Genomic DNA, 26402 nt, shown 5'->3' with positions numbered 1-26402 from the left:
GAAAAGCCGGACTACAAAGGTTCCGCTTTTTGGTGAGTGGTTCAAGGTTGTATTTCTGCTGATTTGGGATTATTCAGTTACGGCGGGCAGCTTATTTGCCCAGCAGCTCAAACATTTCCAGCAGCACGCGTTTGTCGTCAAAATCAGTTTTTACGCCTTTGATTTCCTGATACGACTCGTGGCCTTTGCCCGCTACCAGCACAATGTCGCCGGGGCCGGCCAGCGCACAGGCCGTTTTGATAGCCTCGCGCCGGTCGGCAATGGTGAGCACCTTGCCCAGGTCCTGGGGCTTCACGCCGGCCTGCATCTGGGTTAAAATATCGTTGGGGTCTTCAAAGCGGGGGTTGTCGGAGGTCAAAACCACACGGCTCGACCCTTGGCAGGCGAGGTTGGCCATAATGGGCCGCTTGGCCCCGTCGCGGTTGCCCCCACAGCCGACCACCGTGATAATCTGTTGGCTGGGCTGCCGAATGTCGGCAATGGTCTGCAGCACGTTTTCCAGCGCATCGGGCGTGTGAGCGTAGTCTACAATACCGGTTACACGCGTCCTGGCCGATACCACGGGCTCGAAGCGCCCCGGGGCCGAGGTCAGCCCCGACAACACCGTGAGAACTTCCGTGGGGTCTTCGCCCAGCAGCACCGCCGCCCCGTACACGGCCAGCAGGTTGTAGGCGTTGAACACCCCAATCAGCCGAAACTGCGCTTCCCGCCCGTCGAGTTCGAGGTGCAGGCCGTGCACGGCATTTTCGATGAGCCGGGCCCGAAACGTAGCGGGCCCGCGCAGGGAGTAGGTTTCGCGGCGGCCGGCCACGTTTTGCAGCATCACCGGGCCGCGCTTGTCGTCGGCGTTGGTGAGGGCAAAGGCCGACTTGGGCAAGGCATCGAAAAAGCCTTTTTTGGCTTTCAGGTAGTTGTCAAACGTGCCGTGATAGTCGAGGTGGTCGTGAGTGATGTTGGTAAACACGCCGCCCGTGAAATGTAGCCCCGTCACGCGGTGTTGCACCACCGCGTGCGAGCTGACTTCCATGAACACGTGCGTGCAGCCCGCCTGCAGCATGCGGGAGAGCAAGGCATTCAGGCGAATAGCGTCGGGCGTGGTATGCGTAGCCGGAATTACCTCCTCGTCAATCTGGTTCTGCACCGTGCTCAGCAAGCCCACGTGGTAGCCCAGCTCCCGAAACAGCTTGTGCAGCACCGTAGCGCAGGTGGTTTTGCCGTTGGTACCCGTCACGCCTACCAGCTTTAGTTGGCGTGAGGGGTGCCCATAGAAGGCCGCTGCCACGCGGGCCATGGTAGCGGCGCTGTCGGCTACCTGCACGTAGGTGGTAGCGGGATTCAGTTCAGCCGGCAGCTCTTCCACCACCACGGCACTAGCTCCCAGCTCCACGGCTTTGTTCACAAACTGATGCCCATCGACGGTAGCCCCGCGCAGGGCGAAGAACACCGTACCGGGTGCTGCCTGCCGCGAGTCGAGCGTAAGGCCGTGCACCGCCACGTCGGCGGAGCCGTGCTGGGCCAGCACCGGCAAGCCGGCCAGCAAAGAAGAAAGCGAATGAGCGGGTGAAGTCAGATCAGGCATGAGCAAAACAAGCCGGCGGCTGCGCGCCGGCCGGAGGTAAGCGTTATTTTCGGTTGGATTTGGTGGGCTCGGCCGTGCGGGCCTGGGCTTGCTCGGTGCCCCCGTTCAGCTGCTGGCGCAGCTTGCGCTGCCGCTCCAGCAAAGCGGCTTTCACCTTGGCTGGGTCGGGCTCGGCGGGGGTAATCAGCTTGTTTTCGGCTAGGTCAGGCATTTCGGGGGCCGCCACCGGGGCCGCCGGCGCCGACGTTTGCCCAATGGGCTGCAGGGTGAGCGTTACGGTAGTGCCGCGCTGCAGGGGCGTGCCGGCCGCAATAGACTGGGCCCGCACCCGACCACTACCATTCAGGCGCACCCGTAGGCCGCGGTTTTCCAGCAGGAACAGGGCGTCGCGCAGGCTCATGCCTACCACGCTGGGTACGCGGCCGCGCTTCACGGGGTGCTCCTGCCAGGCTAATGACTTGGCGCCCTGCCCGGTATCGGCGCGCACCCAATCCTCCGCGCTGGCCGCCGCCTGCGACGGGAGTCCCATGTGCTGGGTCACGAGTTGCAGCTCATCCTGCATGCCTACCCCGATGGTGGGCACGCGCTGTTTTTTCTGCGGAGCCCGGGCCAGCAGGGGGCGCTGGCTGGCCGCGTCGCGGGCCATGGCTTTATCGGCCACTTCGCGGAAAACCGGCGCGGCTACGTCGGCCCCGTAGATGCGGCCCTTCTTGGGCGAGTCCACCACTACAATGCACGAGTACTTGGGCTTATCGGCGGGAAAATAGCCGCAGAAGCTGGTGGAGTACACCTTGGTATACGCGCCGTTCTTGAACTTCCAGGCCGTGCCGGTTTTGCCCGCCATGGTGAAGTCCTCGGAGCGGATGCCGCGGGCGGTTCCCTCCGTTACGACGCCTTCCATCATGGCCCGCACCTTAGCCAGGGTTTCGTCGGAGCAGATTTTGGGGTTCAGCACTTTCGTTTCGAAGTGGTCGAGCACCTTGTCGGCCTGCTTGATTTCCTTGACGATGATGGGCTGCACTTTCACTCCCCCGTTGGCTACGGCGTTGTAAAACGCCAGCGTCTGGAGCGGGGCCAGCTTCAGCTCGTAGCCAATGCTCATGGTAGTGAGCGAGGTGCGGCTCCAGCTCCGGTCGCGCGGGTCTTTGATATAAGGCCGGGCCTCGCCTGCCATCTGGAAGCCCAGGGGCTTGTCCAGGCCGAAGCGCTTGAGGTAGTCGGTGTACTTGCTGGGGTCTTTGCTGAAGGTATGATCGGCCAGCCAGGCCACGCCAATGTTGGAGGACTTCTCAAACACCTGCTTCACCGTGATTTTACCGTAGCCGTGGGAGTCGGTTTTCACGGCTCCGCCCACGTACATGCGGCCGTTGCCGGTATCCACCATGTCCTCCAGGGAGAGTTCGGGGTTTTCCTCGAAAATGGCCATCATGGAAGCCAACTTGAAGGTCGAGCCTGGCTCGGTACGGCCCTGGTCGGCAATGGCGTAGTTGTAGTCTTCGCGGTACACGCCCTCGGCCACTTTGCCCAGGTTGGCTACAGCCTTGATTTCGCCGGTCTTCACCTCCATCAGAATGACGGTGCCGTACTGCGCGTTATTATCAACCAGGGACTTGTACAGGGCATTTTCGGCCACGTCCTGCAGGTTGATGTCGAGCGTCGTCTTCACGTCGTAGCCGGGCACGGGCTTCACCTCGGTGCCGTCGTAGATGGGCTTGTTGCCGCCGGGCAGGCGCTCAAACAGGGCTTCCCCGTCTTTGCCGGCCAAATGCTGATTGAATGTGTACTCAAGCCCTGCGCCGTTTTTGTCTTCATTCACGAAGCCAATGGTGCGCTGAGCCAGGCCGCCAAAGGGCCGAAAACGCTTGTCTACTTTCTCGAAAATGGCCCCGCCTCGGTTTTTGCCTGCCCGGAAGATAGGCCAGGTAGCCAGCAACTTTTTTTGCTGGAAGTTGATCTGCCGCGAGTTCAGCCGGAGGTAGCGCACCTGAGGCTTGGCTTTGTAGGCATTGGTAAGCTTGCGGTAGTACTCGTTCTTCGATTTGTCGCCGAAGAACTGCGACAGGTTGAGCGCCAGCGAGTCGATATCCTTCTCAAAGGTCTCCTTGCTGACCACCGAAGGGTCCCAGGCCACCCGATAGAAAGGCAGCGAGGTCGCCATGATGCTTTCATTGTCGGAGTAGATGTTGCCGCGGGTAGCAAACACCGGCTGGTACACAATGCGCCGCTCCTGCTCCAGGGCGCGCCACCGCTCCCCTTCCTTGAATTGGATTTGCCACACCTTCACCACAATGGCCATGGAAAACAGGGCCACGCCCAGGAAGGCCAGCCGAACCCGGGTGACTATCGACTTTTTAACGTTTCCTTTCATTGCTACGCGGGGCAGAACGAGGGGAAGAAATAGCCGGTGCGGTGCCAGCCTCGGTGGTGGGCACGCCTACCGGCGCGGGCGGAGCCCCTACCAGCTCATCGTCGGCGGTACCGTTGAGGGGGCCAGCGGCCTGCTGGGCCCGGGCAGCGGAGTCGGCAATGGCCTGGGCCGCTACCGAGTCGGCCGAAACCAGGGGCACCCGCTCCAGCTCCGCTTCGTCGAGGCGGCCGGCGGGCACCGTAATGCGGAAGGGCGGCGAAGAGCTTTCTACCAGACCATAGGCGGCTACTTTGCGGGCCACTTCGCTTTGCTTGCTGGCTTCCATGTAGTCCGACTTTAGGGTGGTGTAGTCGGCGCGCAGGTCCTCGGTTTCCAGCTTCAGCTTCTGGATGCTGCGGTTCATGCGCAGGGCGTAGTGCGTATTGCCGATGTACACCAGCGTCAGGAACATCACGAACAGCACGTGCGGTAGATACCGCACCGGCAACCCGTCCCGAAACAAGCCATCCATGCTGGAAACCCGGTCCAGCAGCGAGAACACGCTCCAGGTGCTGCGCGGGCCTTCTTCCCGCCGGGGCTGCTCGCGCACCTCCGGTTCGGGCTCAGGCTGCGCGGGCTCGGGCAGGCGCACGGGCTCCGGGGCGGGCACCACTTCGCGCGGGGCATTGCTCCGGACGGGCTTAGCGGATGGACGAACAGTATTTACGGCCATGGGACAATCTTACTTCTTAATTCCAACGCGCAATTTAGCACTGCGGGCCCGGCTGTTCAGGGCCACCTCTTCCTCGGAAGCCTCCAAGGGCTTGCGGGTCAGAACTTCAAAAGGGGTGTTGGTGCGGCCAAACAAATCTTTTTCAACCTCGCCGAAGAACTTCCCCTTGGCCAGGAAATTCTTCACTAGCCGGTCTTCCAGGGAGTGGTAGCTCATCACCACCAGCCGCCCCCCGGGGCGCAGCACCTCGGCCGTCTGCTGGAGCATTTCCTGCAGGGCCGTCATTTCGTCGTTTACTTCGATGCGCAGGGCCTGAAAAACCTGGGCCAGGTACTTATTTTCCTTGCCCCGGGGCGTGCAGCTGGCAATGGCCTTCTTCAGTTCCCCAATGGTTTGGATGCCCGCGCCGCGCCGGCTGCTCACCACGGTACTGGCCAGGGTGCGGGCGTTGGTTACTTCCCCGTACATCCCAAAAATGCGGTGCAGGTCGGCCTCGCTGTATTCGTTGAGCACGTCGGCAGCGCTGGGGCCATCCTCGGCGTTCATGCGCATGTCCAACGGCCCATCGAAGCGAGTGCTGAAACCGCGCTCAGGCGTATCGAACTGGTGCGAGGAAACGCCCAAGTCGGCCAGCAGGCCATCAACGGGCAAGGCTCCGTGGCGGGCCAGCTCCTGGTGCAGGTGACGAAAGTTGCTGCGAATAAAGGTGAACTGCGGGCGCGCCAGTTGGGCGGCTTCGGCCTCGGCATCGGCATCCTGGTCGAAGCTGTAGAGGTGGCCGGTGCTGAGGTGCTCCAGCATGCGGGCCGAGTGGCCCCCACCCCCAAACGTGACGTCAACGTAGCGGCCCTCTGGGCGCAGATCCAGCGCCTCCAGGCACTCGCGCAGCATCACCGGGCGGTGGTAAGCGGCATCGTTCAGGTAAGTTTCGGGAGTGCTCATGCGGCCAAGGGGCTTGGCCCGGTTTCAGTGGTCAGGAATTTCTGGGCGAGCTTAGAGAAGCTCTGCTGGTCTTTGATGAGGAAGTCGTCGTAGCGGGTGGGGTCCCAGATTTCGCAGCGGTTGCCCATGCCCACGATAATGGCCTCTTTCTCGATGCCGGCGTAGCGCAGCATGGTACGCGGCAGGCCGAAGCGGCCAATGGTATCGAGTTCCACCTCCGTCATGCCCCGAAAAAAGTTGCGCTGGAACTGCCGGTACTCCTCGTTGAACTCGTCCAGCGCCATTACTTTCTCGTGAATCACGCGCCAGGCGGCCCGCGGGTACAGCACCAGACAGGGCTCGAAACCGCGCACCAACACCAGCTGGTTGCCCGACGATTCGGGCAGGCTGGCCTTCACCTTGGCGGGCAGCACCAGACGCCCTTTCGGGTCCAGCTTGCACTCGTATTCGCCAGAGAGAAGATTCATAGAAAGCCAGGCCACGGGGAGGGTATTAGCAAAAGTACGTAACCCCAAGCAAAAGGCAACCACCATTTACCATTTTCTACCACTTCTCTAAAACCGCATTTTTACCCTCTATTCGCGCTTTTTTTCCTAAAAAACGGTTAATCTACAAAAGGCCCAATCAAGCCTTTGCCCCGATTTGTCAGAATGTCAGGCTCCGGAAAGCTGGCGGTCCAGGCCCGAATTTGCCACGTTGGCTTTGGCGTTTTGCACGCAACCCTGCCGAAGTTGCCGTATCTTTGCCTGCATGAAACGCCCGCTTGCTCATCGGCTTTTTAGCGTCTGGCTTGCCCTGCTGGTGCTCACCTCCTCGGTGGGCCTGGCCGTGCAGCAGCATACGTGCCGGGTGAGCGGGAAGCATACGGCGCACGTCGTCTTCAGCACGGCGCAGCACGGTTGCCCCCCGGCCATGCCGGTTGCAGAATCGGGGAAGCACCCGAAGACCAAGCTGCAGAAAACCTGCTGCGAGTTCAGCGCCCAGCACCACAAGGTGGACCTGCCCACAGCGGGTATAAACGTCTTAAAGCTCGTGCCCCCGGCCCTCCTCGACTGGCAGCCCGCCAGCGCGTGGACCCAAGCCCCGCTGGCTCCGTCGGTGTTGGCGCAGGCAGCTATCTGGCACGCGGCGGATGCTTCGCCTCCCCGGCCCGCAGGACGGCAGCTGCTCACCTTTTTTTGTCTTCTGGTAGTCTAGCAGTGGTTCTGCTGGCGGCCGCGGCCCTATGCCCGGCCCGCTCAGGCGCTTCCTGCCCGGAGGCGTCAGGTAGAAACCTGTTATGCTCTTCCCAGACTATGAATCGTTTTTTCGGGTATTGCGGGCTTTGGGCCGCAGCCCTCTTCTTTGCTATTCCGCAGGGGCTGGCGCAAACGGCCGCATTAGCGCCCGTGCGGGGCCAGATAACGGATGCCGCTTCAGCCTCTCCCCTACCCGGGGCCATCGTACGCTGGCTGGGCACTACTGAGGCCACTTCAGCCGATGAGCAAGGCCTCTTCTCTCTGGTGCGCCCAGCCCAGGCCGGCACGGGCCGACTAATTGTAAATTTCTTAGGCTACCGGGCCGATACGCTGGTAGTTGGGGCGGAAGGGGCACCTTTTCTACGCGTAGCGCTGCGGCACGCAACCGAGCTGGCGGAAGTGAAAGTGGAAGGCCGGACGCAAGCCTATTCGGCCCTGACGCCCACCAACTCCCAGGTGATTACCAGCCGGGACCTGACCAAATCGGCGTGCTGCAACTTGGCCGAGAGCTTTGAAACCAACGCGGCCGTGGAGGTTTCGACCACCGATGCCGTTTCGGGGGCCAAGCAAATTCAGCTCCTGGGGCTGGATGGCGCTTATTCCCTGCTTACCGTGGACAACCAGCCCGCTTTGCGCGGCCTGGCCACGCCCTACCGGCTGGGGTATTTGTCGGGCACCTGGATTGAGAGCATCGACATCATCAAGGGCATGGGCTCGGTGGTGAATGGCTACGAGTCAATTTCCGGCCAGGTGAATGTGCGCCTGAAGGAGCCCGACAAAACCGACCGGCTCCTGTTCAACGCCTACGGCAACGACCTGGGCAAATTCGACCTGAACCTGAACGTGTCGAGTTCCGTGGGCAAGCGTGGCAGCACCGTTCTGCTACTGCACTCCGACCACCTGGGCCGCTGCGTAGACCGCAATGGGGACCAGTTTCTGGACCTGCCGCTGGCTACCCAGTACAACGTCCTGAACAAATGGAAATACAAGTCGGAGAAAGGCCTGGTGGCGGAGCTGGGCGTGGGGGCCCTGCGCGAAACCCGGCAGGGCGGGCAGGTAGACTACCGCCCGGACGCACCCGGTCGCTACTACGGCACCACCATGATGGCCACGCGGTATACGGGCTTCAACAAAACCTCCTACACCTGGCCCTCCCGCCCCTACCAAAGCCTGGGCCTGCTGCTGAACGGCACAGCCTACCGCTTTGATTCGCAGTACGGCCGCCGCACCTACGACGGCACGCAGAATACGGGGCAGGCCACGCTGCTTTTCCAGAGCATTCTGGGCACTACTGCCCACACCTACCGGCTGGGGCTCAGCTACCTGCACGACAATTACCACGAAGTCTACCGGACGGGCCTTACCACGCTTCCCGAAACACCCGAGCAGCGGTACGCCCGCGAAAACCGTTTTCGGCGGGAACGGGTACCGGGGGCTTTTGCCGAGTACACCTACCAGAACGCGAAGAACCTGACGCTGGTGGGGGGCCTGCGGGTGGACCGGCACAACCTGTACGGCTGGTTTCTGACCCCGCGCCTCAACGTGAAGTACGACGCCACGGCCAGCACCATTCTGCGCCTGGCGGCCGGACGCGGCACGCGCGTAGCCAACCCACTGGCCGAAAACACGGGCATGCTGGTTTCTTCGCGGGAGTTCATCATCGGTCAGAACCTGGAGCCGGAAAAAGCCTGGAACCTGGGCGGCTCCTTCACGCAGTACTTTACCGTAGCTAGCCGCCCCGCCACCTTTGTAGCCGACTACTACCACACCGAATTTCAGAACCAGGTGGTGGCGGATATGTACTCCTCTCCCAACCAGCTCGTGCTGCTGAACCTCTATGGCCGCTCTTTCTCACGGAGCCTGCAGACGGAAGTACAGGTTGAGCCGGTGAAAGGCCTACAGGCTAAAGCAGCCTACAAATTCCTGGACGTGCAAACCAGCTACGCCGACAACCTGCTGCCCAAGTTCCTGACGCCCCGGCACCGGCTGTTTGCCAACCTGAGCTACGCTACGGCCTTCGATAAATGGCGCTTCGATCTGACCGGTCAGTGGTTTGGGCGCCGGCCCCTGGCCACTGGCCCCGGCCACGGCTACGACCCGCTGCACGACCCCGCCCCCGCGGCCCCGACGGCCGCCGATCTGCGGTTTACTTCGCGCTACGTGCTGTTTAACACCCAGGTGACGCGGGCTTTCAAGCGCTGGGAAGTGTATGCCGGCGCCGAAAACCTGTTGAACTATCGGCAGGCCAATCCTATTATTGGAGCATCTGACCCCTTCGGCCCGAACTTTGATGCCGCCATGGTCTGGGGGCCCGCTGTGGGCCGGGTTACCTACGCCGGGCTGCGGTTCCAGCTTCAGTAAGTTTCTGTTTCTCTGCCTTTACCTTTTCCTGACTTTCTATGAAATTCTTCCCAACCTTGCTGTGCACGCTGGCCCTGCTCCTGAGCGCGCAGTTCTCCCAGGCCCAGACAACGCCCGCCGCGAAAGCCAAAAACTCCGCTGAGTCGCTTAAAATCAAGACCTCGGCCGTGTGTGATATGTGCAAAGCCCGCCTGGAAAAGGCACTGGCCTACGAAAAAGGGGTGCAGTCGGCGGTGCTGGATGTGCCCTCGCAGGTGCTTACGGTAACCTACCGGGCCGATAAAACCTCCGCTGAAAAGCTCCGCGCCGCTGTGCAGCAAACCGGTTACGATGCCGACGCGGCCCCCGCTGACGAACGGGCCTACACCCGCCTGCCGGAGTGCTGCAAGAAAACCAATGCCGTGCACGGCGCTGAGTAGTTCTGCTTCTCCCTACCACCGAAGGCCTGCATGCAGGGCAGCTTAGGCGCCCTACGTGCAGGCTTTTGATTTTGTGGGCCAACCGGCTGTTGTTTTCAGGCAGCAGGCTGCGCGGGGCCATTTTCCTCTGCCAGCGGCCACTTTCTGACTGCTAAGCTGCTGTATATTCTAGCTTTATTTTTATATTTAATAGCACCATTTGCTTATACTACCGCGCTATTACCTTCTACTCGTCTCGTCGTTTTTCGCCGCCATGAAAATATCCTGCGCCTTACTCGATGACGACCCGCTGGTGTTGGACCTGCTGCAGGCCTACGCTGCCCTTACGGATGTCCTGGACGTAAAAGCCGCTTTCAACGACCCCGTAGCGGCTCACGCCTACCTCCTTCACCACAAGGTACAGGTACTTTTTTCCGACGTAACGATGCCGCACCTGAGCGGCCTTGATCTGGTACGGTCCTTACAGCATCCGCCCATGGTGGTGCTCATGACGGCTCATCCGCAATACGCCATGGAAGGCTTTAACCTCGATGCGGTGGATTTTCTGCTTAAGCCTATTACCCTGGACCGCTTTCTGCGGGCTGTAAACAAAGTAACCAGCTTGTTGCGCACTACCTCACCGAGTAGCGCCCCCGGCGACAGTCTGCCCGAGTTGGGCTCATTCTTTATTCGTACCGATGCCCAGTTTGTGCGGCTCCATTACTGCGACGTCCTATACATGGAAGCCTTAAAGGATTTCACCAAGATCAACACGGCCGATGGGCGCACCCATCTTACGCTGGTGAACCTCAAAAACCTGGAAGAGCAGCTGCCTACGGGGCTATTTGTACGTACGCACCGCTCGTACCTGGTAAACGCAGCCCTCATCGACTCCGTCAACAACCAAGAAGTGCGCGTGGGCGCCCATGCCCTCCCGCTGGGCCATACCTACCGCGACCAAGTAACGGCGCGCATCGTGCACCGGGCGCTTATCCGGCGCCAGCACTAGCCTCCGCTGCTGGCAGCGTAAAGCGAAATACCGAGCCCTGCCCAACTACGCTCTCAAACGTGAGCTGTCCGCCGTTGAGCTCGGCAAATTCCCGGCACAGTCGCAGTCCCAGCCCCGTACCCTCTTCGCGGTCCGTGCCGGGTGTGGTATAGCCAATGGTAGCCTGGCGCAGCTTTTCCTGATCGGCGGCAGCAATACCGACACCCGTATCCGCTACCGAAATCTCCCATGTATCCGCCCGCCGCCGTCCCGAGAGGGTGATAATTCCTCCTTCAGACGTAAATTTAATGGCATTACTCAGCAGGTTACGCAAAATCAGGCGGCACATATTCTCATCGGCTTTCACCAGGCAGGCGGGCAGTGTGTTCTGAACCTGGACCTGCTTGCGCTCGGCATCCAGGGCCAGCAGGCTCACGCACTCTGCGGCAATGCTTTCCAACGCCAAAATTTTAAGTTGGGCGCCCTCATCACGCATCTGCGCCATGGCCCAGTTCAACAGGTTATCCAGTAGACCCAGCGTGCTATTGAGCGTACGGGTGAGGCGCTCCATGTGCGTTGTCAGGCGTTCGGGGGGCACCCCGCCCATATTAAGCAGCGTCAATAGAGTGTAGAGGGAACTGAGCGGGGCGCGCAGGTCGTGCGAAATCACTGAGAACAGCAGATCCTTGCTACGATTGAGCCGGTTGAGTTCTTCTTTCTGACTTTGGATAGCCTGGTTCTGGCGCGTGAGCAGGCGGTTGATGCTCGCCTGCCGTCGTCGGGCCAGAAACAGGGCGCCGGCCAGCACCAGCAATACCACGGCCCCCAAACCCAGCCCGTTACGCCACCACATCTGCCGCCGCAGGTTGGCTTCCTGCCGTCGCCGCTGCTTTTGCAGGGCAATGATTTCCTGCTCCTTTTTTTCGGTTTCGTACCGCATCCGGATTTCGGCCACCTCGGCCTGGCGCTGCTCGGCCGCTACGCTGTCGGCTAGCTGGATATGCCGCGTCAGGTAGGTGAAGGCGGCCCGGTACTGGCCCTGGCGCCGGTGCAGCTCCGATAACCGCAGATACAGGTTGCTCAGGCGCCGTTTATCGTCACTTTGCAGGGCTAACGAAACGGCCTGCTCCACGTTCTGCCGGGCTCCGGCCAGGTTCCCCGTTGAGTCGTTGATATCGGCCAGCGCTTCGTAAAGCATGGCCAGCAGCATAGGGGGCTGGCGCCGGGGTACCATGGCCAGCGCCTGCAAATACTGCTGCCGGGCGGCCGTGCTGTTGCCTGCGGCGGCGTATACCTGTCCCATAGAGTGCAATACATAACCCACCGCTACGCTGTCGTGCAGTTGCCGTCCACCCCGGGCACTTTGCTGCAAATAGTGCAGCGCCCGATTATAGGCTCCTTGCGCTAAGTACATACGCCCCACGGCGTGCAAGCCAATGGATGCCCGCGAATGCTGCGCAAGTTGCTGCCAGATGGCACTGGCCTGGCGGTAGCTTTCTGCTGCCTGCAGCCAGGCGTGCTGGCTGGCATATAAATCACCCAGATGCTCGTGCACTACGCCCTGGTTCCAGGGGTCATCTAGCTGCGTAAACGTCTGCAAAGCCCGCTGGTACCACTGGTGAGCCCGACCACTGTCGCCGCGGGCGGCCTGTACACGCCCAAGCAGATCGTAGGTGTGCGCCGTGTTGCGGGCATCGTTGCCGGCTTGGCTGTGGCGCAAAGCCAGCAAGGCATGTTCTAGCGCTTCGTGGTAGCGCCGCAGATCCAGTAGGGCGCTGGCCATGCGCATGTGCGCCTGGGGCCGCAGCGGGGCCTGCATGGGCAGTTCCAACTGGCGGCGGGCTACCCGCAACGACTCGGCCGGATCAGGAGAGGGTAAAGGCTGGGGCGTAGCCTGCTGTTCTTCGGGCGTAACTCGCACGAGTCGGCCCTGAAACGGCGGTTGCTGCCACGCAGCATAAGCCCACCCGCCATTCGCGCAGAGCCAAGGCATCATCAACAGCAGCAGGCAGGCGCGAAGTGTACAAAACATAAAGCAGCGGTATCATAGACCACGCACTAAGCCGGCCCTATAAATATAGTATTTTTACTATATAATCACTACTTAACCTGTGCTCAACTGGTGTTGCTACCGCTTGGCTTGCCACAGCCGCCACCAAGGTAAAAACGGCTGGTCGTGGTGCTCGTAGTGGTAGCCGAAGAAGTAGCAGCTCACAAAGGCCCATACGTGCTGCCGCAGCTGGCTGCGGGATTTGTGCGGATTATCCGGGGCATGCTCTCCCCGGTGAGGAAGATACGTACCAAAGTAGAATAATTGCAAGGTAGCCAGCACAGCGGGTATCATCCAGAAGGCTATTACCTGCTCTGCGGGAAAGAACAGCTTGAGAACATTGTAGGTGGCGGCCATCAGCAGCACTTGCCACACCGTCACGTAGTTCCAGGCAAAACGAATAAACCACGGTACAAAACCCGGATGCCGTGCGTCGTGGTAGTCGGGGTCGTCGGGGGTGGCCACGTGCCGGTGGTGGGCATGGTGCTTGGGCAGCATCCGGGGAAACCAGTTGAAGGCAAAAAGTCCGGCCGTGAGCAGACCCAGGGCGTCGTTCAGCCGTCGGTGGGGGCTTACCACGCCGTGCATGGCATCGTGCGCCGTGATAAAGAGGCCGGTGTACAGGTGGGTTTGCGCCAGTACCAACAGATAAGGCCAAGGCGTTTGCCAGTCCGGCCGATAAAACACCAACAGGAAGACCAGCAAGCTCGCCCAGGCCCCGATAATCAGGCTGGCAGCTACCACTCCCTTGTACCCCAGCGCTTCCGGACGGAGGCGCCGCGCGGGCGAGGTGGGCAGCGCCGGGGAACTGGCAACAGGAACTGGCATAGAAGGCGGGCTAAAGGGCCAGCAGGGCATCCCGTACCTGCTCCATCAGCCACATGGGCGTGCTGGTAGCCCCGCAAATACCCACCGACTGCCCCGGCCGGAACCACTCGGCGCGCAGCTCATCGGTTTTGGAAATGAAGTGAGTTGCCGGGTTGGTGTCCTTGCACACCTGAAACAGAACTTTCCCGTTGGAGCTTTTCGTGCCGGAAACAAACACAATCTGGTCAAACTGAGCCGCGAAGCGCCGCAGGTCTTTGTCGCGGTTGCTTACCTGCCGGCAAATGGTGTCGTTGGCATTCACCTGGTAACCACGCTGCTCCAGCTCGTTTTTGATGCGGTAGAAGGAATCGGTGCTTTTGGTGGTCTGGCTGTACAGGGTGAGGTTGCTGGGCAGCTCGTGGCCGAGTAGTTCGTCCAGGTTTTCAAACACGACGGCCTCGCCCCCGGTCTGCCCCAACAGGCCGCGCACTTCGGCATGACCGTGCTTTCCGTAGATGTAAATCCGGTCCTTACGGTCGAAACTGGTTTTGATGCGGTTCTGTAGCTTGAGCACCACCGGGCAGGAAGCGTCAATCAGCGTCAGGTTGTTTTCCAGGGCCATCTGGTAGGTGCTGGGCGGCTCCCCGTGCGCCCGAATCAGCACCGCCTCGTCGCGCAGGGCGGCCAGCTCCTCATAGTTGATGATGCGCAGCCCGCGCTGCTCCAGGCGCTCCACTTCCTCATCGTTGTGCACGATGTCGCCCAGGCAATACAAGTACCCTTGCTCATCCAGCAGGTCTTCGGCCATTTGAATGGCATAGATGACGCCAAAGCAAAAGCCGGAGTTGGGGTCGATACGGACGCTCAGGTGGTACGGCATAGCTGACAGGGGAACTGTCTGTACGAACAGGGAAATAGACCTGGTTTGCTTAAGATAGGAATTTTTCGTCGGCTTCTTTCCGGGCAGCAGCTCGACAATAGGTCCTTTCCTATGCTAACAACACCGCCAGCGAATAGTTGGGCCGTTTTCAGATAATTTCACGAACTCCCCGCCGAGCACTTACAAGCGAGCTAGTTTTTCGGCCTCGGGACCTGAGACGTGCCCCCGGTCGACGAGGAAGTTGCGTACCAGCCCAAAGGACTCCGCATCGAGGCCGGAGTTGGGGTGCTTTAGAAGCGTACTCACCAGAAAGGCGCGGTCTTCGTCCACGTGCTGGCTCAGGCCCAGAAAGCCGGGCAGGTTGCTTTCCACGCTCAGCCGCAGAAACCGGATTTCGGCATTGTCACGGTCCAGCTTTACGGCCTGTTCAAACTGCTTGCTGGCGTTCTGCACGTAGGTCAGCTTGTTGAACATCGACGCATCCCGGGCCCGAATGGCTTCCGCGGCTGCTTTGTAGGCTAGCACCACTGCATCCTGCTGGGTATAGGAGGCCATGAGCTTGTGAAATTTCTCGCCGGCTTCTTTGCTGGCCGCCGCCTGCTGGTAATGGCGGCGTAGCTGGGCTACGTCGTAAGGGTTGGCTTCGAGGGACACGGGGGTGGAAAAAGTGAGGAGCAGGATAAGAAAAAGAAAGCGGGGAAACGTCACCGGCAGACAAGGTTCGTGGCTAGATAGCCCGGAGGCGGTAGCGAAAATACGAACCCAGCAGCAACAATAGCTTGGTATTATCCGGCACCCGCACCCGCTCGCCCAAAATACTGGCCGAGGAAAGCTGGCGGATTTTGTGAAAAAGCTTTAAATAATACACATAGGCGAGGTACACGCCCAGTCGGGCGGCCCGCGGCAGCTGCACGATGCCCGCGTAGCCCGCCTCAAAATCGGCGCGGATATCGGCCTCAATCGTGCGCTTTACTTCGTCCGTGAACCGCTCGTATTGTACCCCGGGAAAATACACGCGGCCCCGCTCCTCATAGTCGGAACGAATGTCGCGCAGGAAATTCACTTTCTGGAAAGCTGAGCCCAGCCGCCGGGCCGGCTCGCGCAGCCGCTCAAACAGCGCCGCATCTCCTTCGCAGAAAATGCGCAGGCACATCAACCCCACCACTTCGGCCGAGCCATAGATGTATTGTTCGTAGAGGGACTGATTGTAGCTCCGGTCGTCGAGGTCCATTTCCATGCTGAACAGGAAGGCCTCGATAAATTCCCGGTCGATGCCGTAGCGCCGCACCACGTCCTGGAAAGCATGCAGCACCGGGTTCAGACTAAGGCCGATTTCCAGCGCCTCGTAGGTCTGACGCCGAAAGTCGGCAAAGAGCGCGGCTTTATCGTGCCCGTGGAAAGTGTCCACAATTTCGTCAGCCCAGCGCACGAAGCCATACACGGAGTAGACGGCCAGGTGAAACCGGGAGTCCAGGGTCCGAATTCCGAGCGTGAAGGAGGTGCTGTAGCGCTGGGTGATGAGCTTGCTACAGGCGCGGCTGGTTTCCGTAAAGAGCGCAATGTGGTCCATCTTCTTGAATTAATAAGGAAGAATTAGCCATGAAGAATGGACTCGTGTCGCCACAAGTCGCTTCGGCTTTACCAATTCTTAATTCTTAATTATCCATTACTAATTCTCCTTTTGCACTTCCCGGGCTACTACCTGGCCGGAGATGAGCGACGGCGGCACGCCGGGGCCCGGCACCGTCAGCTGACCCGTAAAATACAGATTACTTACCTTCTTACTCTTGAGAGAAGGTTTGAGAATGGCCGTTTGGCGCAGGGTATTTGCCAAACCGTAGGCATTGCCCTTGTAGCTGTTGTAGTCCTGCCCAAACTCCTGGTGCGCGTAGCTGCGCTTGTAGACTACCGCATCCCGGATGCTGGTGCCGCAGTGGCTTTCCAGGCGGTCCATCAGCAGGTGGTAGTACCGCTCCCGGGTTTCCTCAGGGTCGGCTAGGTCGGGGGCTACCGGTACCAGCAGGAAGAGGTTTTCGCAGCCTTCAGGCGCCACGCTGGGGTCGGTTTGGGAAGGAGCGCAGGCGTAGAACAGCGGGCGGCTGGGCCACTGCGGCTCCTCGTAAATCTCATGGGCGTGCAGGCTGAAGTCCTCGTCAAAGAACAGATTATGGTGGCGCAGCTTGGGCAGGCGCTTGTTTACACCCAGGTAAAACAAGAGCGAGGAGGGCGCCATGGTGCGCTTCTGCCAGTAGTTTTCGTCGTAGGTGCGCCACTCCGGAGCCAGCAGCTGCTGCTCGGCGTGGTGGTAGTCGGCGCCAGCCACCACTACATCGGCCGCCCGAAACCCCTTGGTGGTTTGCACGCCCGTGGCGCGGCCTTTCTCCACCACAATCTGCGTGATAGGCGTGTTATACTCCAGGCGCACACCACGCTCCTGGGCCAGTTGGGCCATGCCTTCCACAATCTTGTGCATGCCGCCCATCGGATACCAGGTCCCCAGGGCCAGGTCGGCGTAGTTCATCAGGGAATAGAGCGCGGGGGTATTCTCCGAAGTAGCGCCCAGGAAAAGAATGGGAAACTCGACGAGCTCCAGCAGCCGGGGGTCTTTGAAGAACTTGCGCACGTGCTTGTGCATGCTCTGCAGCAAGTCCAGGCGCACGGCATCTACCAACAAGCGGGGGTCAGCAAATTCCAGCAGCGAGCGTCCGGGCATGTGCACGAATTTGTTGATGCCGGCCTCGTACTTGTAGGCTGCCTGGCGCAGAAACTCATCCAGCTGCACAGCGCTGCCCGGCTCAAACCGCTCAAACAACGCCCGGAGCTCCGTCATCCGGGCCGGAATATCTACCGCCTCCGGGCCTTTGAAAATCACCTGGTACGAGGGGTCCAGCCGCACCAGGTCGTAATAGTCGGCTACGCTTTTGCCAAAACGGGCGAAGTACTGTTCAAATACATCCGGCATCCAGTACCAGCTCGGGCCCATATCGAAGGTGTAGCCGGCAGCCCGGAACACCCGGGCCCGCCCGCCCGGGCCTTCATTTTTTTCCAGAACCGTAACCTGGTACCCCTGCTGGGCCAGCGAAGTGGCCGCGGACAGCCCCGCAAAGCCAGCTCCGATAACAATGACGTGTTTACTCACAAAAGCAGTGAAAAGAGAAATCAGGCAATAATACCGCGCGGACCAAAGCACGAAGATGCACGTTCAAGCCGAACCGTTGGGCAAGTACGTCAGGAAAAAGGTGGGGTCGGCAGCGGCTGACCAGGGAGCCGGCCGGAAACAAACCGGGCCGCGAGCAACGAAGCTTGCGCTTCCGTCACCCGCGGCCCGTGATACGCCCGGGGCGGTTGTACTCTCTCCCTATTCCCTACACGCCGGGGGCGTATACCTTTAATACGTCTTTCAGCTCTTTTCGGGCAATGTGAATCCGATTTTTTACGGTCCCGATCGGAATTTGCAGCTTCTCGGCTATTTCCAGGTACTTGTAGCCGATGTAGTACATCATAAAAGGCGTACGATAATCGGCCGACAGACCGGCAATGGCCTCGTTGATGTCGGTGACCACAAAGTCGCTGGTAGCGCCGTTGTGGGTGATGTAGCTTTCATCCGTGTTGAAGTACTGGAAGTACTCCGTGCTGTCGATGTTGCTGTTGCGCTTCGTTATCTTATTGTAGTTGTTGATAAACGTGTTGCGCATGATGGTGTACAGCCATGCCTTCAGGTTGGTGCCCGCTTTGAACTTGTCCTTGTTCAGCAGTGCCTTCAGCAAGGTTTCCTGGACCAGATCCTTAGCATCGTCAGCGTCGCGAGTCAGGTTCATCGCCACGGGCTTTAGCGAGTAAGAAATCTTCTGTACTTGATTGGTGAATTCCAAAGAGGTCATACTGTTTAGCTTTTCGTGGCAAAAAGTTAAACAAATATACGAGAGGAATTGAAACTCGCATGGTTGTACAAAAGAAAATTTTCCACAACCGAGTATTAGAGCATTTTAATGCCGCCTAATTCTGTAACCGCTTGATTTATAGAGGTAATTTTGAGCGTACAAAATTCCGCTCCCGGCTTGGCAGCCGGCAGAAATCTGCTTCGGAAGTAAATGAGGCGGCAGAACCTAGTGTTGCAAAGCGCCCGAAAGCGGGCTAAGCCACGGAGGCAGCCTCCGGACAGGTGCACAAACTGCTGGCCAACGCCAGGAAATCCGTCATCAGGCGCACCCGCACCGTATTGGCAGGCAGCCGCAGCCCCTCCTGCTGGGCCAGTGGACCATAGAGGTACACCATCACGCCCGGACACAGGTGATGCACTTGTTCTACAAACGCCTGCACCCGGTCACGCTCGGGCATGGCCGTCATCACGGTACACACGGCATGCGGCTGGTAGGTTTCGCACACCGGCCCGAGCTCCGTGGTAGGCAGGTTCTGGCCCAGGTACAGCACGTGCTGTTTACGGGCCCGCAATACATAGCTCATAAATAGCAGAGCCAGCTCATGCATTTCTCCCTCCGGCAGGAAAAGCACCCACCGCCGGGCCTCTTGGGGCTGCACAGGGGGCAGCGCATCAATGCCGGCCATCATCTTCTGGCGCAACAGGTTAGTTACCAAGTGCTCCTGGGCAGGGTTGACGGAGCCGGCCTGCCACATTACACCAATGCGCTGCAGGAACGGATAGGCTACCCGCATAATGGCTTCCTCGAAGCCCAGCTCCTGGATGGCCGTGTCGAGAAGGCAGCATAGGCGGCGCTCATCCATAGCCAGCATGGCTGCCAACAGCGAGTTTACCTGTTGGAAGTAGTCGTGCGCGTCGTCGCAGCAGGAAATTACGGCCCGGCTAAGTTCCTCCGGGGCCAGCTGAGCAATACGCGAGATGCGTTGGCCGCGCGCGCAGAGTGTTGCTACGTTCAGTAGGCGCCGCAGGTCTTCGTCGCAGTACGTGCGTATGTTGGTAGCCGTGCGTACCGGCTGTAAGATACCGTAGCGCTGCTCCCACATGCGGATGGTATGCGCCTTAATGCCGGAAAGCTGCTCCAGGTCGCTGATCGAAAACCGTCCCACTAGGCTTGCTTTTGCTGCTTGGTACTCGTCACTCGGCGCTCAGGAGCCGGCCGCCGCCACGCCAGAGTGTAGTACTTTGGTGATACCCATAGCATCCCAAACTCCTCCGACCCGTCGCGGCCGGTAGTCTTATGGTGCATTTTGTGCGCCATGTTCAGGGCCCGCAGGTAGGCATTGCGCGACTTGCGCCAGAAGCGCAGGCGACCATGAATCAGCACATCATGCACGAAGAAATAGACCGACCCGTAGAGCGCAATACCGATGCCAACCCAGAAAGGCCAATCTTTCGTAGCCGAACCCGCCAGAATGCACAGCATAGAAACCGTGCCGTAGAATAGAAAAAAGAAGTCGTTGCGCTCAAAGCGGTGCGGATGACGCACGTGGTGCGAGCGGTGCAAAAACCACAACGGGCCGTGCAGCACAAATTTGTGCATGCCCCAGGCCACGCCTTCCATTGCTAAAAAGGTAGCCGCGGTAACGGCTACGGCTGCCAGAATTGTCATGAGTTGGTAACCAGCCAGAGGTTAAAAAGTTATGAAAATGGCGCCACTCAGCTCGACAAAACGCTCCTTTGGTAGGGCAAGTTAGAAAAATACCGGCCCGACTCCACTCCTACGAAGTGAAATCGGGCCGGTACCTGGGGCAGGTCTGGGGCGGTTACTGGTCCCAGCTGATTTTTTCTTTGTTCAAAAAGGCGGCTATACCCCGGCGGCAGTCCACGGAACCGCGGGCCTCGGCATTCATCTGCGCCGCATAGCGCAGACCGTCTTCCAGGGCCATTTCGGGGAGACGGGCCAGCATTTCCTTGGTAGCCTCCATGCTCTGGCCGGAATTTTCGGTGCAGAGCCGGCGCGCAAAGGCGTATACCTGCTCGGCCAGCTCATCGCGCCCTACCACAAAATTTACCAGCCCATAATCGGCGGCTTTCTGGGCGCCGATGATTTCACCCGTCAGCAGCAACTGCTTGGTGCGGGCCTCCCCGATTTTACGCAGCAGGAATACGCTGACAATAGCCGGCAGGAATCCGATTTTCACCTCCGTGTAGCCAAACTTGGCTTCGGGCACGGTGAAGGCGAAGTCGCAGATAGCCGCCAGGCCGCAGCCGCCCGCCAAGGCGTGCCCCTGCACTTCCCCTATCACCACCTTTTTGAGGGTATAGATCTGGTGGAAGAGCTGCATGAGGTGGGTGCTGTCGGCCAGGTTATCGGTGTAGCCAAAGCCCTGCAACTCCTGAATATAACTCAGATCGGCGCCGGCGCAGAAAGCAGCCCCGTTGGCGCGTAGTACCACCACTTTGCAGTGCTCGTCTTCTTCGGCGGCTGTAAAAGCGAGCTTCAGCTCAGTTACCATTTCCGCACTCAGGGCATTACGCTTTTCGGGGCGGTTGAGGGTGATGTAGCCGATGGCGTCCCGGCATTCGTACTGGATGAAGCGCAGGGCCTCCAGCTCTTGAGTAGGCAGATTGTCCATGGTCGTTGTTGCTGGCGTGCAAGTAAGGGGAAGCGACGCAGAAGCCGGGTGCAGGCACCACAGCCAAATCAAACGTAACAAAAATGATGCTATGTCTGAATACCCCGCTGGCGCTTTGTACGCTAGTTTTCGGTTAAGAGGTTTGAGGAGCCGCTCTACCGCCGGGGCGCCACGATGAACGCCCCGCGCATCGTGACGTCATACGTACGGAAACCAGCCGCCCGCAGGATTGAGTCCTGCCGCGCTACGTACCAGGATTTACAGGAAGAGTCGAACACGACGGGCGCAGCCGTACCAAAAGCCGCCGCCAGCTGCTCGGGCCACACCCGCGCGTTGCGCCGCAAAATAATGACATCTGCCCGGCTAGGCTGGCGGGCCGCCGCTAGTCTACCGTCGATGAGCAGAACGCGCAGGCCATGCCACACCAGCAAAGTCGTCTGCCCCAGGCGCCGGGCGGGAACAGGAGCCTGGGGCCAGCCCTGGAAGTACAGCACCCGTCGTGCTTCCCGCTGAATACTGCCGGGCACAATGCGGTAGGTGCGTTCCGTCTCGGAGAGAGGCAGCGAATCGGCCATGACGATATCCCCAGCGGGACCCTGCCAGAAACCCAGCACCGAGCGGCGCGGAATGCTGTATACTACCAGCTTTCGGTCGTCGGCCAGCTGGCGGGCAGCCCACACTTTGCTGCCGGCCAGTACGCCGGCCAGGGCGCACACTACCCCCAGCCAAGCCAAGTGCCGGACCTCGAAGAAAATCAGCAGGGCCATGATGCCGGCAAACAGCAGCCAGGTTTGCGACGCCGACAGGTGAATTTCCTTGAGTAGGGCCCCGGGCAAGGCCTGCCCCACCCAGAAGATATACTCGTTGAAGAACCAGATCATCCACTCAAACACGAAGCCTATGGCTTGCGGCAGCCAGTTCAACCACGCCCCCACCGCTGGCAACGCCAGGGCCACAACGGCTACCAAGCCCTTCACAACCAGCAAAGCCAGCCCCACATACACGGCCGCGCTGGAAATAGGCACCGCAATCAGGTTGGAGGCCAGAAAGCTCAGGGGAAACTGGTGAAAGTAGTGCAGGCTCAATGGCAACGTAGCTACCTGCGCCGCGAGTGAGAGGGCCGTAGCCTGCCAGACCATATCCCAAAACCAGCTGCTGGCTTTCCAGAATTTTTGCACGGCCTTTGGCTGCCAAGGGCGCTGCTGGTCCAGGAAGAACTCTCTTACCCTCAGCCTGGCCACAATGCGCGGCTGCAGGTACACAATGCTGAGCACGGCCAGGAAGGACAGCTGAAACCCAACATCTACTAACAGGAACGGGTTGTAGCACAGCAGCGCAAAGGCGGCCAAGGCCAGGGTGTTGAAGATGTTGCTCTGCCTGCCGGAAGCCCGCCCCACAATAATGAACGTAAACATCACGGCTGCCCGCAGCACCGAAGCCGAGAGGCCCGTCAACAGGGCATAGCTCCAGATAACGGCTAAACCCAGCCCCGCGGTACCAAACCGAAACAGCGGGCCGCGGCGCCCGGGCAACAAGCTCAGCAGCCAGGTAACGGCCGCAAACAACAGCCCCACCTGCAGCCCCGATACCGCCATGATGTGGGTAGTACCGGTATTAGCATAGGCCTGCCGGGTTTCCTGGTCTACGTCGTCTTTGATACCCAGCACCAGCGCCGAGGCCAGCGCGTATTCCCGCTTGGCGTGCACATACTGCCGAAATACGCCATCCAGAACCCGGGCAGCGCGCATTCCCAGCGCCGTCCATTGGCTGGGCACATCTACCCCGAGCTTCAGGTATTGATCGGGGTGAATGAACTGCTGGTGATAGACCTGGTGATACTGCAGGTAGCGGCGGTAGTCAAACTCGCCGGGGTTAAGCGGAGCCTTGCTGGGCGCAGGCGCCCCGCGCACCAGCCATACATCACCGTATTGGGGCACCGTACTGCCTGAGTCCCGGGGAATGGACACGCGAATACTGCCAACGGCCGCTTGCCACTTCCCGGCTACGCGCACCGCCGAAACCCGCACGGTGGAGGCGTATGTGGCCGGGCGGATTACGGTATAATCATCAACCACCGCGCGGTAAAACTCGATGCGGTTGCCGAATCGTAGCAAATGATTGGGGGCCCGGCTTTCGGTGGCTTGCTGCGTGAGGGTCAGGCCAACCAGATAGACCACTCCCAGCGCCAACAAGCCCAGCCCATCGAGTAGGGCGGGTGAAGCCTTGCGGCCCGCCCACAGCTGCAAACCAGCATATAGGATACTCAGCCCGATAACCAGGCCGGTAAGCGGGGGCAGGCTGGTCCCGTAATACAAATAGGTAAGAATGCCAGCCGCCAGTGCCAGCGTCAGGCGCACAAAGGCGTACGGGGCCCATTGTATCATATTGTTCAAAGATTATGCTGTAACCATAGCTAACTATCTGAGGAATAATCTGTAGAAAAATACCGAGCAAGTCAAGTCACGGCGCGCCAAGCCCAGGGAAACAAAAAGCCCCGGACAGCTTTGCCCGGGGCTTTTTATTCAAGTTTCTGTACCGGCTTTACGGGCGCTGCCACCGCATCTTATAGTGCTCAATATCGCACTCCGTAAACTGGGGGCCGTCCTTCACAAAGCCATGCCGCTCGTAGAAGCGCACGGCTGGCAGCTGCGCGTGCAGATACACGGTAGCATTCGGGTAAGCGGTAGCTACATCCTGGAGTACCTGGGTTACCAGGGCTGCTCCGGCGGCCTGGCTTCGGTAGGGGGCCAGCACGGCGAAGCGTTCCAGCTTCACGCCCTGGCTGGTGGGCCGCCAGCGCGCCGCCCCGCAAGGAGTGCCATCGTCGGTCCGGGCTAGGTAGTGGATGGCGTCAGTATGGTCGTGTTCATCGGTTTCGGCTTCGCGCGGGACCTGTTGTTCGTCCACGAAAACGGCCGTGCGAATAGCAAAAGCCTCCTGGAGTTCGGCAGGCAAAGTGATGCGGTAAGCTTGCATGGGAAACTAAGGAGTACTGAATAAAGGAGGAATTTGGCGACTACTCCGCTAGCTGGCGGCAAATACCCGCAGCTAAGGGACCGTAAGTAATCGGTAGCAAAAACAACTGCCCGCGGAAGCAGGTAGTTGTTTTTGTTCGTCAGCGTGTGCTAGACCAGACTAGGCTTGCTCGTGGTTGACGGGCAGTTGCTGCATGCCATCGTCTTCCCGGCGAGCATCCGGGTGCTTAGCCGGGTCGGTAGGTTGAGCCGGGCCGCCCGGCCGCCGATACGGGATATGCTCGCGGGGTGGCCGGTTGGCCTGCTCCTTCTGCTGCTCCGTATCAAACCGGTCGTAGGCCTGCACAATCTGCTTTACCAAGCGGTGACGCACCACGTCTTCCGAATTCATTTCCACGAACCCGATGCCGTTCACCCCGCGCAGAATATCCAAGGCCTGGTTTAGCCCGGATTTTTGCTTGGTGGGCAAGTCAATCTGGCTACGGTCACCATTCACCATCACCTTCGCCGAGGGGCCCATCCGCGTCAAAAACATCTTGAGCTGCGAAGGGGTGGTATTCTGAGCCTCGTCGAGCAGTACAAAAGCATTGTTGAGCGTGCGGCCGCGCATGTAGGCCAGCGGGGCTATTTCAATGGTCTTGTTCTCGAGGTAGAACTTAAACTTCTCGGGGGGCAGCATATCTTCCAGCGCGTCGTAGATCGGGCGTAGGTAGGGGTCCACCTTTTCCTTCATGTCGCCGGGCAAAAAGCCGAGGCTTTCCCCGGCTTCCACCACGGGGCGGGAAATGATAATTTTTTTGACCTCCTTGTTTTTGAGCGCCCGCACCGCCAAGGCCACGGAAATGTACGTTTTGCCCGTGCCGGCCGGCCCCAGCGCAAATACCAGGTCGTTTTTCATGACAGCATCCACCAGGCGCTGCTGATTGGCCGTCCGGGCTTTGATGACGCCGCCCTTGGCCCCAAACAGAATAACATCAGGCGAGGCCGCCAGGCGCGCCTCTTCCCGCTCCTCGTCGGAAGCGCCAATGTATTGGTTCACGGTCTTGTCGGTTACCTGCCCGTACTCATGGTAGTGCTCAATCAGGGCCGACAAAATATCGTTGATGCGCTGGATGACGGCCGTCTGGCCCTGGATTTTGATTTCATTGCCCCGCGAGATAATCTTACTCCCGGGGAAAGCAGCCGCCAACTGCCGAATGTTCTGGTTATCAGCCCCCAGGAAATCAACCAGGGACACGTTTTCGAGCGTGATGATTTTCTCGACCAAATCAGGGTGTTTTTAGCAGTGTATAAAAAAAGAAGAAGCCCGGCAGAATGCGTTGGTTCGCGTCAAAACGCCTACTTTTGCCGCCTTCACCAGGGTAAACAATAGTACGAAGAACGCAGCATTTTAGGCATGGGGCTGATTACGTTTCTGTCAGATTTCGGCTACCGCGACCATTATGTGGCGGCGGTGAAAGCGCGGATTCTGCAACTGGCCCCACAACAAGCGGTGTTTGACATTACCCATGCTGTTGAACCCTTCAACATCGCGCACGCCGTTCACGTTCTCGGGGCAGTATATAATGATTTTCCGGCCGGTTCGGTTCATCTTATCGGCGTCAGCGACTGGGGCCGTGGCTCGGGCGGCTGGCGGGCTGCCCGCTACCAGGGGCATTATTTCGTCGTGGCCGACAACGGCTTGCTGCCATTGCTTACCGATGGGCAGGCCGATGAGTTGGTAGAGCTTTCTTCGCTGGGCCCCACGGCTTCGCCCACGCGCGATGTGCTGGCACCAGCCGCGGTGCACCTGGCCCGGGGAGGCAACCTCGCTGATTTGGGCCGCCCGGCGGCTACGCAGTATCAGCTGCTCAACCGGCAGCTACGCCTGCAGGACCACCGCATTACGGGTCACGTGATTCACGTGGACCACTACGGTAATTTGATTACGGATATCACGCGCACTGCAATTGAAGCCGTAGGTCATGGCCGCTCGTGCACCGTTCACTTCGGCCGGGAAACGGTGCGCGACATCCTGCCCCATTTCCAGGCGTCGGACCCGGGCGAGGCTGTCTGCATTTTCAACAGCCAGGACCGGCTTTGCATTGGCATCAATCAAGGTAATGCCGCCGAGTTACTAGGCCTCAGCTTCGATTCCCAGGTCGATGTGCGCTTCCCCCTCCCCTATCTCAATGTCTTTACAATTAGTTAGTTATCTTTTGTTTATTTATTATGTTAACCATATAACTTTTTATGACTCAAGCTGCTAAGATGTTAATCCGGATTGTTCGTATGACCTTTAGGCCCGAACAGGTTGCCGACTTTCTTGTGCTCTTTCAAGAGTATGAGCCGTTGATTCGTGCACAGCCTGGTTGTCGGCACTTAGCGCTTTGGCAAGATGCCGATGATCCACACGTATTCTGCACCTACAGTCACTGGGAAACGCCAGCTGCGCTGGAGAACTACCGCCACTCTGCGTTGTTTGGGCGAGTATGGCCTGCTACAAAGCGCCTATTTTCGGCTCCGGCCCAGGCTTTTTCCGTAAATGAGGTAACTCCCAATGGTTACTAGTCTCTACAACCACAACTTATGCTGTCAGCCCCCTGCTG

24 protein-coding genes are annotated in these 26402 nt (G+C 59.5%); 6 read left to right on the top strand and 18 right to left on the bottom strand.

The window, feature by feature from the left end; all coding sequences use genetic code 11:
- Window positions 1-91: 91 nt before the first annotated feature.
- The 5 genes from HER32_RS17020 to mraZ are packed head-to-tail and all read right to left on the bottom strand — an operon-like array spanning window position 92 to window position 6068.
- The gene (locus tag HER32_RS17020) at window positions 92-1579 is read right to left on the bottom strand and encodes a UDP-N-acetylmuramoyl-L-alanyl-D-glutamate--2,6-diaminopimelate ligase (RefSeq protein WP_168682738.1); all 1488 of its coding nucleotides are present in this window, start codon (window positions 1577-1579) and stop codon (window positions 92-94) included.
- Window positions 1580-1622: 43 nt separating this feature from the next.
- Complete coding sequence (locus HER32_RS17015) at window positions 1623-3947, bottom strand: penicillin-binding protein (protein WP_168682737.1); 2325 nt, start codon at window positions 3945-3947, stop codon at window positions 1623-1625.
- Window positions 3931-4659, bottom strand: coding sequence for an FtsL-like putative cell division protein (locus HER32_RS20260; protein ID WP_232066293.1), 729 nt, complete (start codon window positions 4657-4659; stop codon window positions 3931-3933). The genes HER32_RS17015 and HER32_RS20260 overlap by 17 nt, the downstream gene beginning before the upstream one ends.
- Before the next feature lie 9 nt (window positions 4660-4668).
- Window positions 4669-5601, bottom strand: coding sequence for a 16S rRNA (cytosine(1402)-N(4))-methyltransferase RsmH (rsmH, locus tag HER32_RS17005; RefSeq protein WP_168682736.1), 933 nt, complete (start codon window positions 5599-5601; stop codon window positions 4669-4671).
- A complete protein-coding gene (mraZ, locus tag HER32_RS17000; protein WP_149071816.1) occupies window positions 5598-6068 on the bottom strand; it encodes a division/cell wall cluster transcriptional repressor MraZ in 471 nt (156 codons plus the stop codon). Before mraZ ends, rsmH begins: the two co-directional genes overlap by 4 nt.
- A gap of 283 nt (window positions 6069-6351) precedes the next feature.
- Here mraZ and HER32_RS16995 point away from each other — a divergent pair, with 283 nt between their 5' ends.
- The 4 genes from HER32_RS16995 (at window position 6352) to HER32_RS16980 (ending at window position 10607) form a co-directional block, all read left to right on the top strand.
- Window positions 6352-6798 (top strand): HYC_CC_PP family protein, encoded by a 447-nt coding sequence (locus HER32_RS16995; RefSeq protein ID WP_168682735.1) that lies wholly within the window; start codon window positions 6352-6354, stop codon window positions 6796-6798.
- A gap of 98 nt (window positions 6799-6896) precedes the next feature.
- Entirely contained in the window at window positions 6897-9200 is a 2304-nt protein-coding gene (locus HER32_RS16990; protein WP_168682734.1) for a TonB-dependent receptor domain-containing protein, read from the top strand.
- A gap of 38 nt (window positions 9201-9238) precedes the next feature.
- Window positions 9239-9619 carry a heavy-metal-associated domain-containing protein gene (locus HER32_RS16985; RefSeq protein ID WP_168682733.1) on the top strand — a complete coding sequence of 127 codons (381 nt, stop codon included), beginning with the start codon at window positions 9239-9241 and terminating at the stop codon, window positions 9617-9619.
- Window positions 9620-9872: 253 nt separating this feature from the next.
- Window positions 9873-10607, top strand: coding sequence for a LytR/AlgR family response regulator transcription factor (locus HER32_RS16980; RefSeq protein ID WP_168682732.1), 735 nt, complete (start codon window positions 9873-9875; stop codon window positions 10605-10607).
- On the opposite strand, the gene HER32_RS16975 is transcribed toward HER32_RS16980, so the two are convergent.
- From HER32_RS16975 to HER32_RS16915, 13 genes are all read right to left on the bottom strand, one after another.
- The gene (locus tag HER32_RS16975) at window positions 10588-12618 is read right to left on the bottom strand and encodes a tetratricopeptide repeat protein (protein ID WP_168682731.1); all 2031 of its coding nucleotides are present in this window, start codon (window positions 12616-12618) and stop codon (window positions 10588-10590) included. The genes HER32_RS16980 and HER32_RS16975 overlap by 20 nt on opposite strands.
- Window positions 12619-12714: 96 nt before the next feature.
- Window positions 12715-13464 carry a fatty acid desaturase gene (locus HER32_RS16970; protein ID WP_168682730.1) on the bottom strand — a complete coding sequence of 250 codons (750 nt, stop codon included), beginning with the start codon at window positions 13462-13464 and terminating at the stop codon, window positions 12715-12717.
- Window positions 13465-13474: 10 nt separating this feature from the next.
- Complete coding sequence (locus HER32_RS16965) at window positions 13475-14323, bottom strand: 4-hydroxy-3-methylbut-2-enyl diphosphate reductase (protein ID WP_149071809.1); 849 nt, start codon at window positions 14321-14323, stop codon at window positions 13475-13477.
- Between the two features lie 180 nt (window positions 14324-14503).
- The gene (locus HER32_RS16960; protein ID WP_168682729.1) at window positions 14504-15031 is read right to left on the bottom strand and encodes a hypothetical protein; all 528 of its coding nucleotides are present in this window, start codon (window positions 15029-15031) and stop codon (window positions 14504-14506) included.
- Between the two features lie 19 nt (window positions 15032-15050).
- On the bottom strand, window positions 15051-15893 hold the full coding sequence (locus HER32_RS16955) for a phytoene/squalene synthase family protein (protein ID WP_149071807.1): 843 nt from the start codon (window positions 15891-15893) through the stop codon (window positions 15051-15053).
- 99 nt (window positions 15894-15992) lie between these two features.
- A complete protein-coding gene (locus tag HER32_RS16950) occupies window positions 15993-17462 on the bottom strand; it encodes a phytoene desaturase family protein (RefSeq protein WP_168682728.1) in 1470 nt (489 codons plus the stop codon).
- Between the two features lie 226 nt (window positions 17463-17688).
- Window positions 17689-18204 (bottom strand): sigma-70 family RNA polymerase sigma factor, encoded by a 516-nt coding sequence (locus tag HER32_RS16945; RefSeq protein ID WP_149071805.1) that lies wholly within the window; start codon window positions 18202-18204, stop codon window positions 17689-17691.
- A 253-nt stretch (window positions 18205-18457) separates the two neighbouring features.
- Window positions 18458-19369, bottom strand: coding sequence for a MerR family transcriptional regulator (locus HER32_RS16940; protein ID WP_149071804.1), 912 nt, complete (start codon window positions 19367-19369; stop codon window positions 18458-18460).
- Window positions 19369-19872 (bottom strand): sterol desaturase family protein, encoded by a 504-nt coding sequence (locus HER32_RS16935; protein ID WP_149071803.1) that lies wholly within the window; start codon window positions 19870-19872, stop codon window positions 19369-19371. Before HER32_RS16935 ends, HER32_RS16940 begins: the two co-directional genes overlap by 1 nt.
- Window positions 19873-20026: 154 nt before the next feature.
- Entirely contained in the window at window positions 20027-20839 is an 813-nt protein-coding gene (locus HER32_RS16930) for an enoyl-CoA hydratase/isomerase family protein (protein WP_168682727.1), read from the bottom strand.
- A 155-nt stretch (window positions 20840-20994) separates the two neighbouring features.
- A complete protein-coding gene (locus tag HER32_RS16925; RefSeq protein ID WP_168682726.1) occupies window positions 20995-23223 on the bottom strand; it encodes a ComEC/Rec2 family competence protein in 2229 nt (742 codons plus the stop codon).
- Window positions 23224-23380: 157 nt separating this feature from the next.
- On the bottom strand, window positions 23381-23815 hold the full coding sequence (locus HER32_RS16920) for a GNAT family N-acetyltransferase (RefSeq protein ID WP_168682725.1): 435 nt from the start codon (window positions 23813-23815) through the stop codon (window positions 23381-23383).
- A gap of 159 nt (window positions 23816-23974) precedes the next feature.
- Complete coding sequence (locus HER32_RS16915) at window positions 23975-25081, bottom strand: PhoH family protein (protein WP_232066292.1); 1107 nt, start codon at window positions 25079-25081, stop codon at window positions 23975-23977.
- Window positions 25082-25210: 129 nt separating this feature from the next.
- On the opposite strand from HER32_RS16915, the gene HER32_RS16910 reads away from it, so the two are divergent.
- Together HER32_RS16910 and HER32_RS16905 are read left to right on the top strand one after the other, a co-directional pair.
- Window positions 25211-26005 carry an S-adenosyl-l-methionine hydroxide adenosyltransferase family protein gene (locus HER32_RS16910; RefSeq protein WP_168682724.1) on the top strand — a complete coding sequence of 265 codons (795 nt, stop codon included), beginning with the start codon at window positions 25211-25213 and terminating at the stop codon, window positions 26003-26005.
- 41 nt (window positions 26006-26046) lie between these two features.
- Complete coding sequence (locus HER32_RS16905; RefSeq protein ID WP_317169644.1) at window positions 26047-26364, top strand: antibiotic biosynthesis monooxygenase family protein; 318 nt, start codon at window positions 26047-26049, stop codon at window positions 26362-26364.
- Window positions 26365-26402: the final 38 nt, after the last annotated feature.

This window comes from Hymenobacter sp. BT18 (assembly GCF_012273015.1).
In the GTDB taxonomy this organism is placed as follows: Bacteria; Bacteroidota; Bacteroidia; order Cytophagales; family Hymenobacteraceae; genus Hymenobacter; species Hymenobacter lutimineralis.
This window is presented reverse-complemented; position numbering and strand designations above follow the sequence as displayed.

Bases quoted from the DNA above. Each gene is read 5' to 3' on its own strand.
- HER32_RS17020 (WP_168682738.1), bottom strand. From the start codon at position 1,579: ATGCCTGATCTGACTTCACCCGCTCATTCGCTTTCTTCTTTGCTGGCC.
- HER32_RS17015 (WP_168682737.1), bottom strand. From the start codon at position 3,947: ATGAAAGGAAACGTTAAAAAGTCGATAGTCACCCGGGTTCGGCTGGCC.
- HER32_RS20260 (WP_232066293.1), bottom strand. From the start codon at position 4,659: ATGGCCGTAAATACTGTTCGTCCATCCGCTAAGCCCGTCCGGAGCAAT.
- rsmH (WP_168682736.1), bottom strand. From the start codon at position 5,601: ATGAGCACTCCCGAAACTTACCTGAACGATGCCGCTTACCACCGCCCG.
- mraZ (WP_149071816.1), bottom strand. From the start codon at position 6,068: ATGAATCTTCTCTCTGGCGAATACGAGTGCAAGCTGGACCCGAAAGGG.
- HER32_RS16995 (WP_168682735.1), top strand. From the start codon at position 6,352: ATGAAACGCCCGCTTGCTCATCGGCTTTTTAGCGTCTGGCTTGCCCTG.
- HER32_RS16990 (WP_168682734.1), top strand. From the start codon at position 6,897: ATGAATCGTTTTTTCGGGTATTGCGGGCTTTGGGCCGCAGCCCTCTTC.
- HER32_RS16985 (WP_168682733.1), top strand. From the start codon at position 9,239: ATGAAATTCTTCCCAACCTTGCTGTGCACGCTGGCCCTGCTCCTGAGC.
- HER32_RS16980 (WP_168682732.1), top strand. From the start codon at position 9,873: ATGAAAATATCCTGCGCCTTACTCGATGACGACCCGCTGGTGTTGGAC.
- HER32_RS16975 (WP_168682731.1), bottom strand. From the start codon at position 12,618: ATGTTTTGTACACTTCGCGCCTGCCTGCTGCTGTTGATGATGCCTTGG.
- HER32_RS16970 (WP_168682730.1), bottom strand. From the start codon at position 13,464: ATGCCAGTTCCTGTTGCCAGTTCCCCGGCGCTGCCCACCTCGCCCGCG.
- HER32_RS16965 (WP_149071809.1), bottom strand. From the start codon at position 14,323: ATGCCGTACCACCTGAGCGTCCGTATCGACCCCAACTCCGGCTTTTGC.
- HER32_RS16955 (WP_149071807.1), bottom strand. From the start codon at position 15,893: ATGGACCACATTGCGCTCTTTACGGAAACCAGCCGCGCCTGTAGCAAG.
- HER32_RS16945 (WP_149071805.1), bottom strand. From the start codon at position 18,204: ATGACCTCTTTGGAATTCACCAATCAAGTACAGAAGATTTCTTACTCG.
- HER32_RS16935 (WP_149071803.1), bottom strand. From the start codon at position 19,872: ATGACAATTCTGGCAGCCGTAGCCGTTACCGCGGCTACCTTTTTAGCA.
- HER32_RS16930 (WP_168682727.1), bottom strand. From the start codon at position 20,839: ATGGACAATCTGCCTACTCAAGAGCTGGAGGCCCTGCGCTTCATCCAG.
- HER32_RS16925 (WP_168682726.1), bottom strand. From the start codon at position 23,223: ATGATACAATGGGCCCCGTACGCCTTTGTGCGCCTGACGCTGGCACTG.
- HER32_RS16920 (WP_168682725.1), bottom strand. From the start codon at position 23,815: ATGCAAGCTTACCGCATCACTTTGCCTGCCGAACTCCAGGAGGCTTTT.
- HER32_RS16910 (WP_168682724.1), top strand. From the start codon at position 25,211: ATGGGGCTGATTACGTTTCTGTCAGATTTCGGCTACCGCGACCATTAT.
- HER32_RS16905 (WP_317169644.1), top strand. From the start codon at position 26,047: ATGACTCAAGCTGCTAAGATGTTAATCCGGATTGTTCGTATGACCTTT.